The organism is Citrobacter sp. MGH105 (assembly GCF_001037485.2).
GTDB classification, from domain to species: domain Bacteria; phylum Pseudomonadota; class Gammaproteobacteria; order Enterobacterales; family Enterobacteriaceae; genus Citrobacter; species Citrobacter portucalensis.
Genome location: NZ_CP073048.1, coordinates 2,691,988 through 2,706,532, shown reverse-complemented (window position 1 = coordinate 2,706,532; position 14,545 = coordinate 2,691,988). Strand labels below are relative to the sequence as shown.

At 50.7% G+C, this 14,545-nt stretch carries 16 protein-coding genes; 9 read left to right on the top strand and 7 right to left on the bottom strand.

Features of this window, described 5'->3' with window-relative positions:
• The first annotated feature begins 156 nt into the window (after positions 1–156).
• Positions 157–417, top strand: a complete 261-nt coding sequence (locus tag SK35_RS12915) for a hypothetical protein (RefSeq protein ID WP_020996405.1) — start codon at positions 157–159, stop codon at positions 415–417.
• 155 nt (positions 418–572) lie between these two features.
• Positions 573–1,499 (top strand): diguanylate cyclase, encoded by a 927-nt coding sequence (locus tag SK35_RS12910; RefSeq protein ID WP_048214211.1) that lies wholly within the window; start codon positions 573–575, stop codon positions 1,497–1,499.
• A 285-nt stretch (positions 1,500–1,784) separates the two neighbouring features.
• Here the strand turns inward: SK35_RS12910 and mgtS are convergent, their stop codons facing one another.
• Positions 1,785–1,880 carry a protein MgtS gene (gene mgtS / locus SK35_RS12905; protein ID WP_003032406.1) on the bottom strand — a complete coding sequence of 32 codons (96 nt, stop codon included), beginning with the start codon at positions 1,878–1,880 and terminating at the stop codon, positions 1,785–1,787.
• Positions 1,881–2,366: 486 nt separating this feature from the next.
• On the opposite strand from mgtS, the gene urtA reads away from it, so the two are divergent.
• Genes urtA through urtE form a run of 5 tightly spaced genes read left to right on the top strand, consistent with a single transcriptional unit; the run spans position 2,367 to position 7,834 of the window.
• Positions 2,367–3,638: an urea ABC transporter substrate-binding protein gene (gene urtA, locus SK35_RS12900; protein WP_048214210.1), complete on the top strand. Its 1,272-nt coding sequence runs from the start codon at positions 2,367–2,369 to the stop codon at positions 3,636–3,638.
• Positions 3,639–3,681: 43 nt separating this feature from the next.
• Complete coding sequence (gene urtB, locus SK35_RS12895; protein WP_048214209.1) at positions 3,682–5,256, top strand: urea ABC transporter permease subunit UrtB; 1,575 nt, start codon at positions 3,682–3,684, stop codon at positions 5,254–5,256.
• A complete protein-coding gene (gene urtC, locus SK35_RS12890) occupies positions 5,256–6,329 on the top strand; it encodes an urea ABC transporter permease subunit UrtC (RefSeq protein ID WP_048214208.1) in 1,074 nt (357 codons plus the stop codon). The genes urtB and urtC overlap by 1 nt, the downstream gene beginning before the upstream one ends.
• Positions 6,329–7,126: an urea ABC transporter ATP-binding protein UrtD gene (urtD, locus tag SK35_RS12885; RefSeq protein ID WP_008784743.1), complete on the top strand. Its 798-nt coding sequence runs from the start codon at positions 6,329–6,331 to the stop codon at positions 7,124–7,126. Before urtC ends, urtD begins: the two co-directional genes overlap by 1 nt.
• Before the next feature lie 9 nt (positions 7,127–7,135).
• The gene (gene urtE, locus SK35_RS12880; RefSeq protein WP_048214207.1) at positions 7,136–7,834 is read left to right on the top strand and encodes an urea ABC transporter ATP-binding subunit UrtE; all 699 of its coding nucleotides are present in this window, start codon (positions 7,136–7,138) and stop codon (positions 7,832–7,834) included.
• A 40-nt stretch (positions 7,835–7,874) separates the two neighbouring features.
• Here urtE and ydeE read toward each other — a convergent pair whose 3' ends face one another.
• Positions 7,875–9,062 (bottom strand): efflux MFS transporter YdeE, encoded by a 1,188-nt coding sequence (gene ydeE / locus SK35_RS12875; protein ID WP_032943415.1) that lies wholly within the window; start codon positions 9,060–9,062, stop codon positions 7,875–7,877.
• Between the two features lie 198 nt (positions 9,063–9,260).
• Between ydeE and eamA the strand changes: the two genes are divergently transcribed.
• A complete protein-coding gene (gene eamA, locus SK35_RS12870; protein ID WP_032943417.1) occupies positions 9,261–10,160 on the top strand; it encodes an O-acetylserine/cysteine exporter in 900 nt (299 codons plus the stop codon).
• 30 nt (positions 10,161–10,190) lie between these two features.
• On the opposite strand, the gene marB is transcribed toward eamA, so the two are convergent.
• Genes marB through marR form a run of 3 tightly spaced genes read right to left on the bottom strand, consistent with a single transcriptional unit; the run spans position 10,191 to position 11,276 of the window.
• Complete coding sequence (gene marB, locus SK35_RS12865; protein ID WP_008784747.1) at positions 10,191–10,409, bottom strand: multiple antibiotic resistance protein MarB; 219 nt, start codon at positions 10,407–10,409, stop codon at positions 10,191–10,193.
• 30 nt (positions 10,410–10,439) lie between these two features.
• Positions 10,440–10,823 (bottom strand): MDR efflux pump AcrAB transcriptional activator MarA, encoded by a 384-nt coding sequence (marA, locus tag SK35_RS12860; protein ID WP_003032424.1) that lies wholly within the window; start codon positions 10,821–10,823, stop codon positions 10,440–10,442.
• A gap of 18 nt (positions 10,824–10,841) precedes the next feature.
• Positions 10,842–11,276 (bottom strand): multiple antibiotic resistance transcriptional regulator MarR, encoded by a 435-nt coding sequence (gene marR, locus SK35_RS12855; RefSeq protein ID WP_003832935.1) that lies wholly within the window; start codon positions 11,274–11,276, stop codon positions 10,842–10,844.
• Between the two features lie 257 nt (positions 11,277–11,533).
• Here marR and SK35_RS12850 point away from each other — a divergent pair, with 257 nt between their 5' ends.
• Positions 11,534–12,199 carry a MarC family NAAT transporter gene (locus SK35_RS12850; RefSeq protein ID WP_003832936.1) on the top strand — a complete coding sequence of 222 codons (666 nt, stop codon included), beginning with the start codon at positions 11,534–11,536 and terminating at the stop codon, positions 12,197–12,199.
• Positions 12,200–12,242: 43 nt separating this feature from the next.
• On the opposite strand, the gene SK35_RS12845 is transcribed toward SK35_RS12850, so the two are convergent.
• Both SK35_RS12845 and ptrR read right to left on the bottom strand, forming a co-directional pair.
• Complete coding sequence (locus SK35_RS12845) at positions 12,243–13,439, bottom strand: sugar transporter (RefSeq protein WP_008784749.1); 1,197 nt, start codon at positions 13,437–13,439, stop codon at positions 12,243–12,245.
• A gap of 222 nt (positions 13,440–13,661) precedes the next feature.
• A complete protein-coding gene (gene ptrR / locus SK35_RS12840) occupies positions 13,662–14,537 on the bottom strand; it encodes a putrescine utilization regulator PtrR (RefSeq protein ID WP_048214206.1) in 876 nt (291 codons plus the stop codon).
• Positions 14,538–14,545 lie beyond the last annotated feature (8 nt).

The following is a 14,545-nucleotide window of genomic DNA, read 5'->3' as shown; positions in this document are numbered from 1 at the left end:
GGCAATTTTTATGGTTTTATATGAAAGCTGACAATAATAGTTATCAACAAATGATGATGAAATATATTCAGGAATGCTGGTTTAATAATGATGATGCCTTTGAATGTTTGATAAGATTAGCGTTCATGTACGGGCAGGTTTCTCAGGTAATTGTTAATGAAAATAGGGGTTCTAATAGCTGTGCTTGTTATGTCCGGATGTGCAGATAGTACAATTGTGCAATCCAGCGTCACTCCGTTTACGCCACATGTTTCACGCTCAAATGCTGAAATCATCGCACGGTATAAAGAAGCGCGTGAATCCGGGTTTTCCCATGGTTCTGCGTATCAATATGCCAGAGGCGACAAAACCTACACATCCGATCAATTAGAGGTGATTGGGCTTAATGAAATGCTGAATGAACCGTTATTGGTTTGACCGCTTTAGTGACAACGCTATGCCACAACAGATGGTATAGCGTAATATCCTGTTAATTATGATTTATTAATTACTATTAAAAAATTTACATAAATTTTCTTTTTTATCGTTAAGATAATTCCATCAGAAACGCTCGAACAGGGAGGGAGAACGTGATGATGAGAAATACGAAGGAAATAGATGCAATTTTGATTGAGTTGAACAAGTCCATTGATGCCCACTACAAATGGTTAGTGACAATGTTCCGCTGCGTGGTGTCTTCAGATGTTACACAGCCGGATATTATGGGTGAAAACTCGCATTTTGTTTGTCGATTTGGACAGTGGCTTAATAATCAATCACGGTACAATGAGGATGATTGTAGTTACGTAAGCAAGATAAGCGCCACCCACGAAAAGATGCATTTATCAGGCAAGAAATTGCTAATGGCTATCGTGGAGAATCGTAGCCATTCATGGCATTTCGACAGCTTCCAGGATGCGCTGCTGGCATTTACCTCATCTGTAATGGACTACAAAATATATTTATTGAGTATCCGCAGTAATATCGACGCATTAACAGGTTTACCTGGCAGAAGAATGCTTGATGAGTCTTTTGACCGGCAGTTGCTCGACGCCGAACCGCTTAATCTTTATATATTGTTGTTAGATATCGATCGTTTTAAATACGTTAACGATACCTACGGCCATTTGGTGGGTGACGTGGTATTGCGGGCTCTGGCATCAAATTTATTGTCATGGACGCGATATGATGAGGCGGCGTACCGTTACGGTGGAGAAGAGTTCATTATCATCATCAGAACAAAAACGGACGAGCAGGCATGCCAGGCGGGTTTGCGACTTTGTCGTCTGATTGGTCAGAAAAAAATTCCCTACTCTGATGGAGAGATCGGTATCACGGTGACGGCAGGCATAACCCGGGTTCAACAGGGTGAAACGCTGGATACCGCGCTTGGTCGGGCCGACAGGGCGATGTATCAGGGGAAACTGACCGGCAGGAATCGCTGCATGTTTATGGATGAAAATGAGCAAATTGCGTTGGTGGACACCAATGACGGAACCTCGTATCCCCTCAGTGCGTGAGTTTTCGAAAAACGCTTTGAGGTAGTTGCGTTTCGTTTAACTTTCATTGGGGTTGTCGATGATAGGTTAGCTGACTATCCGTTATCTTCGCAGGGAATTGCCAGATAGCGTATAAAAGCAAAACACAAATCTATCCATGCAAGCATTTACCGCTGGTTTATCCGGCGGTTTTTTTTATCTGTAAATCAGGAAAAAGGCACAGCGAGTGCGATTCAGGTAAAAAAAATGGCCCCTTGTGCAGCTACGCAACAAGGGGCCGGGTCGGTGCAGGACTATCTCCGTTCATCAATCATCCCATCTGTGGCTAAAATACGCGGCCAGGAAACCGGAAAATAAAATAATTCCCAGAACAGCCATAAAAATATTCATATTACCCAGCATAGTAAATGCTCCTTTATCTGTGAGTTTCCTCTCTTACCTTAAGTTCACCTCGCTTATGACTATAGTAGCAATTCAATCTTAAACAAAGGCTGAACTGTGTGATTATTTCGACTGAAAAGTAAATTTTTGACATGATCACGTCGAATAAAATAAATAATAGTGACGAGACACATTTATCTGCGCACAAACAACCCTGTTTTTAAACCCTGAGACGCTGTTATGACGGTGTGCTGCTGATACAGATTGTTGCACGTTTATAATGCAGAGTTGTCTCATGGTGGTTCAATTTTTCGTTTGATTAATCCTTTGGGCGGGGAAATGTAATACTGATTTATGTGCGTCAGATGCTAATTTATTGATTTTATATGAGGTTTTAATATCTGGCATCGTTTTTGCCTTATCACTTCTGAACACCCTTAATTTGCACCGTTTTGTCTGCCCGGCTGCACCGGAGCTTTCAGCAAGTCTAATTTCAGGAGTGAAACTATGCAGCGTCGTACATTTTTAAAAGCTTTTGCACTTTCTGCCTCTGTTGTCGCAATGGGCGTGAGTTTTAGCGTTCAGGCAGCCGACACCATTAAGGTTGGCATCATGCATTCGTTATCCGGCACGATGGCCATATCCGAAACGCCGCTAAAAGATGTGGCCTTGATGACCATCGATGAAATAAATGCTCAGGGCGGTGTGTTGGGTAAAAAGCTGGAACCGGTGGTGGTTGACCCGGCCTCGAACTGGCCGTTATTTGCTGAAAAAGCAAGACAACTGCTGAGTCAGGACAAGGTGGCGGCAGTTTTCGGCTGCTGGACATCGGTGTCGCGTAAATCGGTTCTACCGGTATTTGAAGAGTTAAACGGTCTGCTGTTTTACCCGGTGCAATATGAAGGTGAGGAGATGTCGCCTAACGTCTTCTATACCGGCGCAGCTCCCAATCAGCAGGCGATCCCTGCGGTTGAGTATCTGATGAGTGAGGACGGCGGTAGCGCGAAACGCTTCTTCCTGCTGGGCACGGATTATGTTTATCCGCGCACGACCAACAAAATTTTACGCGCCTTTTTGCACTCAAAAGGGGTCGCCGATAAAGACATCGAAGAGGTGTACACCCCATTCGGACACAGCGATTACCAGACCATTGTCGCCAGTATTAAAAAATTCGCCGCAGGGGGAAAAACGGCGGTGGTATCAACCATCAATGGGGATTCTAACGTACCGTTCTATAAAGAGTTAGCGAATCAGGGGCTGAAAGCCACCGATGTGCCGGTGGTGGCTTTTTCCGTGGGTGAGGAGGAGCTACGCGGTATTGATACCAAACCGCTGGTGGGCAACCTTGCCGCCTGGAACTACTTTGAGTCCGTCGATAATGCGGCCAACAAAAAGTTTGTCGCTGATTACCGGGCGTATGCCAAAGCGCACAAATTACCGAATGCTGATTCGGTGGTGACGAACGACCCAATGGAAGCCACATATGTTGGCCTGCATATGTGGGCGCAGGCGGTAGAAAAAGCCGGAACTACCGATGTGGATAAAGTTCGTGCTGCTATGGCCGGGCAATCCTTCGCTGCGCCATCAGGTTTTACCCTGACCATGGATGCGACCAACCATCACCTGCATAAACCCGTCATGATTGGCGAGATTGAAGGCAACGGCCAGTTTAACGTGGTGTGGCAAACCGACCAACCAGTCCGCGCCCAGCCGTGGAGTCCGTACATCGCTGGTAATGATAAAAAATCTGAACAGCCTGTGAAAACCGCCAGCAACTGATCTAACGCCCTCCTGCGGGAGGGTAATGCTTTGGAGAACGCTCATGAAAGCTATGCGCTTTATTCGTGGTGTGTTGTTGCTGATGTGGTTTTTGCCGTGGATAGCCCATGCCGCAGATGCTGATACCTTTACCGCCGCCAACCGTGCTCAGCAGGCCGCCTTGCTTGAACAATGGGCGGTGAATCCCGACGTTCAGCGCATCCCGCTGCTCAGTGCGCTACGAGATGAGAACCTGCTGACCGATAACACGAAAAATGCCTTCATCATGAACGGCTCGCACGTACAGCCGTTAGGAACAGCGACAGCCCCAAACGGCGAGCTAAAAAAAATTCGCCTGACTAACCGCCTGCGTAATCTGGTAGCCGGAGCGTTGGCTGTCCATCAGCTTTTAAGTGACAGTGTCACGGTAAGGCTAAAGGCAGCTCGTACATTACAGCGTGAGGCGCAGCCGGGCATGCTGCCGTTTTTACAACAACGACTGGCTCAGGAGTCAGATGGTGATGTGAAATCCGCACTCGCTATTGCACTGGCAAATCTGCAACTGAGCAGCACCTCGCCGGAGGTCAGGCTTCAGGCAATCGAACTATTAGGGGCGTCAAATGATCCTGAAACTCAGGCGCGCCTGCAGCCATTCACCCGAGCTGAACATGAACCTGATGCACGCGTGCGTGCTGCCGCTGGCGAAAGCCTGAATTCCATCTCGCATCGTATGAAGGTTGGGGATCTTCTTGGGCAGGCTTTCATGGGACTGTCACTGGGTTCTATTTTGCTGCTGGCGGCATTGGGTCTGGCGATAACCTATGGATTACTCGGCGTCATCAATATGGCGCATGGCGAAATGTTAATGCTCGGGGCGTACTGTACCTGGATGGTGCAACAGCTGATGGGCCAGTTTTTTCCGCAATGGTTGGCCTGGTATCCGGTTATTGCTCTCCCTGTTGCCTTTTTGCTGACTGCGGCAGTAGGAATGCTTCTGGAGCGTGGGGTGATACGCCATTTATACGGCCGCCCGCTCGAAACGCTGCTGGCGACCTGGGGTATCAGCCTGATGCTCATCCAACTGGTGCGTATGGCTTTCGGCGCGCAAAACCTGGAAGTCGCCAATCCCGCATGGCTTTCCGGCGGCATTCAGGTTTATGCCAATCTGATATTGCCGTGGAACCGAATAGTGGTGCTTGGCTTTGCCATGCTGGTGCTGTTCTTCACCTGGCTGCTGTTGAATAAAACGCGCCTCGGGCTGCGCGTGCGTGCCGTGACGCAAAATCGCAATATGGCGGCCTGCTGCGGCGTACCTACCGGACGAGTCGATATGCTGGCCTTTGGCCTTGGTTCAGGAATTGCCGGACTGGGAGGCGTGGCGCTCTCGCAACTAGGTAACGTAGGACCGGAGCTGGGGCAAAGCTACATTATCGATTCGTTTTTGGTGGTGGTACTGGGCGGCGTTGGACAGCTTGCCGGGAGCGTGGCTGCGGCATTTGGGCTGGGGATCTTCAATAAAATTCTGGAGCCTCAGGTGGGGGCGGTTCTCGGCAAAATCATGATCCTGGTGTTGATCATTCTGTTTATTCAGAAACGACCTCAGGGACTTTTCGCGCTGAAAGGGAGGGTTATTGATTGATGACGATGCCAATGACAATAACGCTGGCGCGTAAAGCGCCGCGTACAACACGCGTGCTGGGTCTGGGCTTACTGCTGGCGTTGATTATTCTGCCGTTTCTTGCGTTGTTACCTGCGGAGCATCCGCTGGCCATATCGGTGTGGACGTTGACGCTGGCCGGGAAAATTCTCTGCTATGCCATTGTGGCCGTTGCGCTGGATCTGGTGTGGGGCTATGCCGGAATGCTCTCGCTGGGACACGGTATCTTCTTCGCGCTGGGGGGATATGCGATGGGAATGTACCTGATGCGCCAGGCTTCCGGCGAAGGATTACCGGCCTTTATGTCGTTCCTGTCTTGGAGCGAGCTGCCCTGGTTTTGGTGGGGGACGCAACATTTTCTCTGGGCAATGCTGCTGGTTGTTCTGGTGCCAGGCCTGCTGGCGCTGGTATTTGGTTGGTTTGCCTTCCGTTCAAAAATCAAAGGTGTCTATTTCTCCATCATGACCCAGGCCCTGACTTTCGCCGGAATGCTGCTATTTTTCCGCAATGAAACCGGCTTTGGTGGAAATAACGGTTTTACCGGTTTTACCACCATTCTGGGGTTTCCGGTGACCGCGACGTCCACCAGGATCGCGCTGTTTCTGGCGACGGTTATGCTGCTGGTGCTGGCAATATGGCTGGGACTTGCGCTGGGCCGCAGTAAGTTTGGTCGTATTCTGACCGCCGTGCGCGATGCCGAGAACCGTTTGATGTTCTGTGGTTACGATCCGAAAGGTTTCAAGTTACTGGTGTGGACGCTTTCCGCTGTACTGTGCGGCCTGGCCGGGGCGCTTTATGTCCCGCAGGTAGGGATTATCAACCCCAGCGAAATGTCGCCGACCAACTCGATTGAAGCGGCGATTTGGGTTGCTCTCGGCGGACGTGGAACCCTGATCGGCCCGGTATTTGGCGCTGTACTGGTGAACGGTGCTAAAAGCCTGTTTACCGTCATTATGCCGGAATACTGGCAGCTGTTTCTTGGCCTGATCTTTATTGGCGTTACGCTTTTTTTACCTCGTGGTGTGATTGGCCTGTTTCGCAAAGGAGACAAATAATGCAGCCGGATGAAGGACTTTTTACTCGCCAGATGCCGGGCGATCGGTTTCGCGAACAAACGGACCCGGTACTCCAACTGGAAAAAATTAACGTTAATTTCGACGGATTCCAGGCGTTAACGGATCTCTCGCTCAATATTGGCGTCGGGGAGCTGCGCTGTATTATTGGCCCCAACGGCGCCGGGAAGACGACGTTAATGGATGTCATAACCGGTAAAACCAGACCGCAAAGTGGTCGTGCGATATACGATCAGTCGACCGATTTAACAACGCTGGATCCCATTGCCATCGCGCGTCAGGGGATTGGACGGAAATTTCAAAAGCCCACGGTATTTGAAGCATTAACGGTGGAAGAGAACCTGGAGCTGGCGCTGAAAAATGATAAATCTGTCTGGGGGGCTCTACGGGCACGACTCTCAGGCGAACAACGGGATCGTATTGATGAAGTACTGGCGCTGTTGCGGCTGGGTAATGAGCGGGCCCGCCGCGCCGGTCTGCTTTCGCATGGGCAAAAACAGTTTCTCGAAATTGGCATGCTGCTGGTGCAGGAGCCGCATTTACTGCTACTGGATGAACCCGCGGCGGGGATGACGGATGCGGAAACGGAATACACGGCGGAGCTGTTTCGCCAGCTTGCCGGAAAGCACTCTCTGATGGTTGTTGAGCACGATATGGGATTTGTTGAAACCATTGCCGATCGCGTCACAGTATTACATCAGGGACGTGTCCTCGCTCAGGGGAGTCTTCGCGATGTGCAGGCCAACGAGCAGGTTATTGAAGTCTATCTCGGGCGTTAAGGAGTTTATATGCTGCAGGTGAAAGAACTGAATCAATATTATGGTGGCAGCCATATTCTGCGCGGGGTGAGCTTTGAAGCGCGTATCGGTGAGGTGACATGCCTGCTGGGGCGTAACGGCGTGGGGAAAACAACACTACTAAAGTGTCTGATGGGACTTATTCCGGCCCGTAGCGGAAGCGTGCTCTGGCAGGATAAAAATGTCACTCACTGGAAGCCGCATCAGCGGGTCAGGGCCGGTGTGGCGTATGTCCCACAGGGGCGTGATATTTTTCCGCGTTTGACGGTCGAAGAGAATCTGCTGCTCGGTCTTTCCCGTTTTTCAGCACCGGAGGCCCGGCATGTGCCGGATGATATTTACGCGCTCTTTCCGGTTTTACAGGAGATGAAGCATCGGCGTGGCGGAGATTTGTCCGGCGGGCAACAGCAGCAACTGGCCATTGGACGAGCGCTGGCAAGTCGCCCACAGTTGTTGATTCTTGATGAGCCAACGGAAGGGATCCAGCCGTCGGTGATTAAAGAGATTGGTCAGGTGATTTCTCAACTGGCGCACCGGGGGGATATGGCTATTTTGCTGGTGGAGCAGTTCTACGATTTTGCGCAGCAGCTGGCCGACAAATACCTGCTCATGTCGCGGGGCAGCATTATTCAAAGCGGTGATGGTAAAAATATGGAGGCCGAGGGCGTTCGGGGACTGGTTGCAATCTGAGGTATGCGACAGAGCGGCTTCGGCTCTGTCGCTATACTCATCAACAGACCACCGTCTGCCCCCAGGGCTTGGCGCGCATGCCTTTTATCATGAGCGCCCAGGCAAGAACGATCGCCACTATCAGCGCGACAAACAGCGACCATGGCGGCAATGTGGTTAAAATGACGCCGCTGACTAATGGGTTAACCGCTGCGCCAAGCCAGCCCAACGACTGGGCGGAAAAATAGCTGGCTTTCATGCCTGCTGGCGCGATGTTGTCGATAAGCATGTATTCACCCGGCGCGTAAATGACTTCGCCGATAGTGAAAAAGGCAGCAGAAATTCCCCATAACAACAGACTGTTGCCGGAGAAAGCGAAACCGACCAGGCCAACGACAAAGAAGACTGTACCCACTGTCATCAACGGGCGGATATTCGTGGCGGTGAGCCTGCGGCCAAGTGCGTATTGCAGTGATACTACGATGGCGGCGTTAACGGGCAGGACGACTGCTACCACTTTCTCGGCAAAATCGCCATCGGCGACCACCATAACGTATTGCGAAATACAGGACGCAAAAGCACCGCCAACAAACGATGCCAGAAAGGCCGATAACGTAAACCAAAATAATGCCCGGTCGCGCAGGAGTACCGAAGGGGACCACACCGCGGCGTTTAAACCTTCTGATGGTGCTGTCGAACGTTTTACCCAGGTCTGGATAAACACCAGTGGCAATGCTGAACAGGCGGCAGCCAGCCAGAATGGCAGGTTAATGCTTTGCATCACCAGTAGAGTGCCCAGCGGTGGACCAACGGTCCAGCCAATATTCAGCACGGTATAGTTAAGCGAGAAAATTTTAGTCTTGTTGGTGGCAGACAGATTATCGGCAAACCAGGCCTTCAGCACCGTGGCGAAGACGGAGTAGGCACAGTTGATCAGGGCAAAGAGTAAAACCACTACCACCACGTTATGCACCAGCGGGATTGCAATAAAGCCGGAAGCAAAGCCACAAATTGCCAGCAGCATATAGCGTTTTTTATCGAACTTGTCGGCCAGAATACCAAAGCCAAGGCTGAACACCACGCCAATGGTCAGCGCGACCGTCATCGCATAGCCGATCAGGTCAACGCTCAGATGATACTGCCGACTGAGGTAAATCGTCATAAATGGCAGAGTGGCGCCACGGCCAATTGTTAATAATAATGATGACGCGAGTAACGCGAGAGTGGACCTTCTCAAGGAGATATTCATTTTCCTGCCCGACAATGCATGTTGTTATGTTTTTTTTAGATATAAGAAACAAATAGCATGTCAAAACTGTGATGTACACTCAATAAGTTGTCCGAAAATGCCTTGCGTGGCCTACCTGAAATAATGATCTGTTACGGCACAACGATTTCCGTTACTTTAACTTGTTTACAAAAATTTAATATTTGCAGGGGCGGTGGTATGTCGCGTAAAGACGGGTTGTTAGCGTTACTGGTTGTCGTGGTTTGGGGGCTGAACTTTGTCGTTATTAAAGTGGGTCTGCACAATATGCCACCGCTAATGTTGGCGGGATTACGTTTTTTACTGGTTGCGTTTCCGGCAATACTCTTTGTTGCCAGGCCGAAAATCCCACTTTCGCTGTTGCTCGGCTATGGCCTGACCATCAGTTTTGGGCAGTTCGCATTTCTCTTTAGCGCTATCAAATTCGGTATGCCTGCAGGGTTAGCTTCTCTGGTATTGCAGGCTCAGGCGTTTTTTACCATTGTTCTGGGCGCATTTGCTTTCGGTGAGCGCCTGCAGGGTAAACAATTGGTAGGGATTGCGCTGGCGGTATTTGGCGTGCTGGTACTGATTGAGGCCAGTCTGAACGGTCAGCATGTTGGCATGCTCGGTTTTATGCTGACGCTAGCGGCGGCGCTAAGCTGGGCCTGCGGCAATATCTTTAACAAAAAAATCATGCAGCATACCTCGCGCCCAGCCGTTATGTCGTTGGTGGTATGGAGCGCGTTAATCCCTATTGCTCCGTTCTTCCTTGCTTCATTAATTCTCGATGGTCCAACGCAAATGATCCACAGTCTGGTGGAGATAGATATGACCACCATTCTTTCACTGGTTTATCTGGCGTTTGTGGCGACCATTGTGGGTTACGGTATCTGGGGTTCGTTACTCGGACGCTATGAAACCTGGCGTGTCGCGCCGTTGTCGCTGTTGGTGCCGGTCGTTGGACTGGCGAGTGCGGCCGTGCTGCTGGATGAAACGCTGACCGGATTGCAACTGCTCGGTGCGCTACTGATCATGGCAGGGTTGTATATCAATGTGTTTGGCTTTCGGTTGCGTAAGGTTGCGTCGGTGAGGGGCTAAAAAAAGCCCCGCAGTGGCGGGGCTATATAATTACAGGTTGCGCATATTGTAATAAGGCACACCTAATTCGTCGGACTTGTCGCTGCCTGCACCCATATGATTAAAATCGAACGGGGACTGATCGTGCGCAGGGGGCATAATCATCGCGTCGCGACTGTTCTGGGTGGCAGGTTGCGCGGTCTGTTCCGCCATGCTCTGGCCCGAAATAACAAACATCAGGGCCAGCATTGCATAAGACAGAAGTTTCATGATTTCCTCGGTTACGTCGTTAACTGGCGATTAGCAATTACATTGATTGAGTGGAAGCAAATAGCGTGATTCGCCGTGCATATTCGTCATACGGTACTTATGCGGCGGAACATCAAAATAGTTTTTGAATGTCCGGGTCAGCGTCTGCTGAGACTCAAAACCGTAACGCTCTGCCAGATAAAGAATGGGCTCGTTACTCTCTTTTAATTTTTGCGCTATTTCAGTCATTTTACGGCTGCGAATGTATTGACCCAGTGAATGACCGGTTTCTTTTTTAAACATCCGTTGCAGGTGCCATTTGGAGTAACCTGAACGCTCAGACACTTTTTCCAGCGAGAGCGGCGATTCAAGGTTATTTTCGATCCAGTCCAAAATGCTATGAATAGTGATTGTGTCAGTATTGCGTCTGGACATCGTCATACCTCTTTCTGTTTACGGCAGGATTCTCTTAAGCAAGTGCTCAAGTGTGGCTACTTCATCCGCCGTTAAGTTTTTTGTTAGTTCCTGGTGCAGGTCTTGCCCTACTAATTGATGACACTGCTCGCAAATTGCTGCGCCATGCTCAGTGAGTTTCACCAGCACGCCACGCTTGTCATGTGGATTCGGAAGCCTTTCGATCCAGCCTTTACAGGCCAGTCTGTCCAGCATCCGCGTCAGGGCGCCAAGGTCGACAGACAGCACTTTTTTCAATTCGACAGGGGTGATGCACACCGCGCAACGGATGGAGCAGAGCACCTTGAACTGCGATGCCGTGATATCCAGCGGTGACAGATAGTCGTTTAACAAACGATCTTTTTTCTGATTAACCATATAGATCAAACGACCCAGTGGGATGATTTCGTTAAACAGATCACTGGTGTTTTTCACAATGGTTGCCCTGGCAAGTAGTTAGTCACGGCTGATATTATTGCTTAGGCAAATATAAGTCAAACGAATGGATCGGCAAATGCCACGTTTTGCTAAATCATCAGACTTAATACCTGGCGAGTGGAATTTTAACGGTTTGATAATTATGGTTTATACGTGCTGATGAAAAATGAATCCTTACATCGCGAAAATGGCTTATCTCGCGGATTTCACCGTATACTTGCCGTTGACGATTAACGCACAGGAAAGATGACATTATGATGGACTTGTTTAAAGCAATAGGACTGGGGCTGGTAGTCCTGTTACCGTTGGCAAACCCGTTAACCACCGTAGCGTTGTTCCTTGGCCTTGCAGGCAATATGAACAGCGCAGAGCGTAACCGTCAGTCACTCATGGCGTCCGTTTACGTGTTTGCCATCATGATGGTGGCGTACTATGCCGGGCAACTGGTGATGAATACCTTCGGGATTTCGATTCCCGGACTACGTATTGCGGGTGGGTTAATCGTTGCGTTTATCGGCTTCCGGATGCTGTTTCCACAGCAGAAGGCGCATGATTCTCCGGAAGCAAGAAGCAAGTCAGAAGAGCTGGAAGACGAGCCGACTGCCAATATCGCCTTTGTACCGCTGGCTATGCCAAGCACTGCCGGTCCGGGGACGATTGCGATGATCATCAGTTCCGCGTCAACCGTGCGTCATGGTTCCGAATTTCCGGACTGGGTGATCATGGTCGCACCGCCGATTATTTTTGCGGTTGTTGGGATTATCCTGTGGGGCTGTTTGCGCAGTTCCGGGGGGATCATGCGCCTGGTCGGCAAAGGTGGTATCGAAGCAATTTCTCGTTTGATGGGCTTCTTACTGGTGTGTATGGGCGTGCAGTTTATTATTAACGGCGTGCTGGAAATTATCAAAACCTACGCTTAAAACACTGTGCCCGGTAATCGTTAATGTCTACCGGGCATATTTTTCACGAATGCTGAGGCTGTTCTTCCAGCGATACCGGCCATTTACGAAAGATAATCACCGACCATATCAACGCCACCACGGCAGGCACTGCGCCGACGTAACCAATCGTAGACATCGACCAGTGCAAACTCACCTGATTGCCTACCAGCGCACCAGCGCCAATACCGATATTAAAGATACCTGAGAACAGCGCCATTGCGACGTCGGTCGCATCCGGAGCAAGTGCCAGCACTTTCACCTGCATACCCAGACCTATCAGCATGATTGCGACGCCCCAGAAAATACTCAGGACAGCAAGGTGCATTTCGCTGTCAGCAGCGGGAAGTAACAGCACCAGGCATACCGTCAACAGGGCAATGGCACTGCTAATCAGCACGGATGCATGCAGATTCCCCAGCTTACCGAAAATGACGCTACCGACAATTCCCGCGCCACCCAGAACCAGCAACAGCACGGTAGCAAAGTTTGCGCTCAGACCCGCGACGGTCTGCACAAACGGCTCGATATAGCTGTAGGCCGTGTAATGTGCGGTGACCACAATCACCGTCAGTAGATACAGACTCATCAATGCCGGACGATGAAATAACACCGGCAGGCTTTTTAAAGAGCCGGAGTGCTCACTGGGTAGTTTGGGCAGGAGCTTAATCAGGCAAAGCAGGGTAACTAACGCCCCCATACCGATGGCGAAGAAGGTCGTGCGCCAGCCAAAATACTGACCGACGATACGTCCGATTGGCAGGCCAAGCACCATCGCCAGCGCGGTGCCGGTGGCAATCAGGCTGAGAGCCTGTGCACGTTTACCGGCAGGGGCCAGGCGGATCGCCAGCGATGCGGTAATCGACCAGAAAATAGCGTGCGCAAAAGCAATACCAATACGGCTAATTACCAGCACGGTAAAATTCCATGCCAGGAAAGAGAGCACATGGCTGGCGATAAACACAACAAACAGACAGATCAGCAGTTTTCGGCGCTCCACCTGACTGGTAAGTAACATAAAAGGGAGCGACATCAGGGCGACAACCCAGGCGTAGATCGTCAGCATGATCCCGACCTGAGCGGTCTGCATATTGAAGCTTTGTGCGATGTCGGACAGCAAGCCGACAGGGACAAACTCGGTGGTATTGAAAATAAAACCGGCAATGGCAAGCGTAACTACCCGTAGCCACGCGACCTTGCGGGAAACAGTGTCTGTTGTCATATCAAATAAGAGGATTAGCTGCGAAAAGGTAAGGCCACGATCTTAAAACGTTTGCTGGCGAAAATACAATCATTTTGTGATATGGATCTCATTTCATTGGTAGGGCGCTACAATTTGCTGCCGAACATTCCTCGTATTTTTAAGTATTTCAATAATAATGAAATTCCGGGCGTATGACTTCACCCGGATTTACAGGTATTCATGTTTTTTGAGGATCGCCAGTTACTCTGGGCTCTGTGATAACTGAGGGTTCAACACCTCAATAAACGCTTCCAGTTGACGTGTCATTGCACCTCTGCGCCAGACCAGCCATGTATTCAGCCAGCGCCAGTTCTCGCTTAGCGGCCAGGCGTTGACCTGATGATGCCCTGGCATGCTCTCCAGCATCGAACGCGGGATCAGTGCGATACCCGCGCCGGCAATGACGCAGGCCAGCATACCGTGATATGACTCCATTTCATGAATGGTGCCGGGCATGGCGCGATCGGCATGAAACCAGCTTTCAAAATGGCGGCGATAGGAACAGTTGGCGCGAAAGGCGTAAATACTGCAACCGTTGACGTCGCTGGCCCGCTGAATGGGGGGATGGCCGTGCGGCGTCACGATCATCATCTCTTCACGGTAGACCGGCATTCCTTCAAGTCCCGGATGGGTAATTGGGCCATCGACAAAGGCCGCGTTCAATGTTCCGTCGAGTACGCCGTCCAGCATTGTGCCTGAAGGACCTGTCGCCAGCGCGAACTGAATTTTGGGGTAACGCTGATTATATTCAGCCAGCGTAGCGGGGATGCGAACTGCTGCTGTACTTTCAAGCGAGCCGAGAGAGAAGAGTCCTTGTGGCTCATCCCCGGCGACGACCATCCTGGCTTCCTCAACCAGTGCCAGGATCCGCTGGCTGTAGCGCAAAAAGTTGTGCCCGGATGGGGAAAGCCGCAGGCGCTGGTTTTCACGAATAAACAGATCAACGCCCAGGTCGGCTTCAAGCTGACGTATACGGGTGGTGAGATTGGATGGCACGCGATGCACCTTCGCGGCGGCCTGCGTAATACTGCCAGTCTCCGCGACGGCATTGAACATTTCCAGCTGCGTCAGATCCATAATCTTCT

Bases quoted from the DNA above. Each gene is read 5' to 3' on its own strand.
- eamA (WP_032943417.1), top strand. From the start codon at position 9,261: ATGTCGCGTAAAGACGGGTTGTTAGCGTTACTGGTTGTCGTGGTTTGG.
- urtC (WP_048214208.1), top strand. From the start codon at position 5,256: ATGACGATGCCAATGACAATAACGCTGGCGCGTAAAGCGCCGCGTACA.
- SK35_RS12850 (WP_003832936.1), top strand. From the start codon at position 11,534: ATGATGGACTTGTTTAAAGCAATAGGACTGGGGCTGGTAGTCCTGTTA.
- ydeE (WP_032943415.1), bottom strand. From the start codon at position 9,062: ATGAATATCTCCTTGAGAAGGTCCACTCTCGCGTTACTCGCGTCATCA.
- urtA (WP_048214210.1), top strand. From the start codon at position 2,367: ATGCAGCGTCGTACATTTTTAAAAGCTTTTGCACTTTCTGCCTCTGTT.
- marB (WP_008784747.1), bottom strand. From the start codon at position 10,409: ATGAAACTTCTGTCTTATGCAATGCTGGCCCTGATGTTTGTTATTTCG.
- marA (WP_003032424.1), bottom strand. From the start codon at position 10,823: ATGTCCAGACGCAATACTGACACAATCACTATTCATAGCATTTTGGAC.
- SK35_RS12845 (WP_008784749.1), bottom strand. From the start codon at position 13,439: ATGACAACAGACACTGTTTCCCGCAAGGTCGCGTGGCTACGGGTAGTT.
- mgtS (WP_003032406.1), bottom strand. From the start codon at position 1,880: ATGCTGGGTAATATGAATATTTTTATGGCTGTTCTGGGAATTATTTTA.
- urtE (WP_048214207.1), top strand. From the start codon at position 7,136: ATGCTGCAGGTGAAAGAACTGAATCAATATTATGGTGGCAGCCATATT.
- ptrR (WP_048214206.1), bottom strand. From the start codon at position 14,537: ATGGATCTGACGCAGCTGGAAATGTTCAATGCCGTCGCGGAGACTGGC.
- SK35_RS12915 (WP_020996405.1), top strand. From the start codon at position 157: ATGAAAATAGGGGTTCTAATAGCTGTGCTTGTTATGTCCGGATGTGCA.
- urtB (WP_048214209.1), top strand. From the start codon at position 3,682: ATGAAAGCTATGCGCTTTATTCGTGGTGTGTTGTTGCTGATGTGGTTT.
- urtD (WP_008784743.1), top strand. From the start codon at position 6,329: ATGCAGCCGGATGAAGGACTTTTTACTCGCCAGATGCCGGGCGATCGG.
- SK35_RS12910 (WP_048214211.1), top strand. From the start codon at position 573: ATGATGAGAAATACGAAGGAAATAGATGCAATTTTGATTGAGTTGAAC.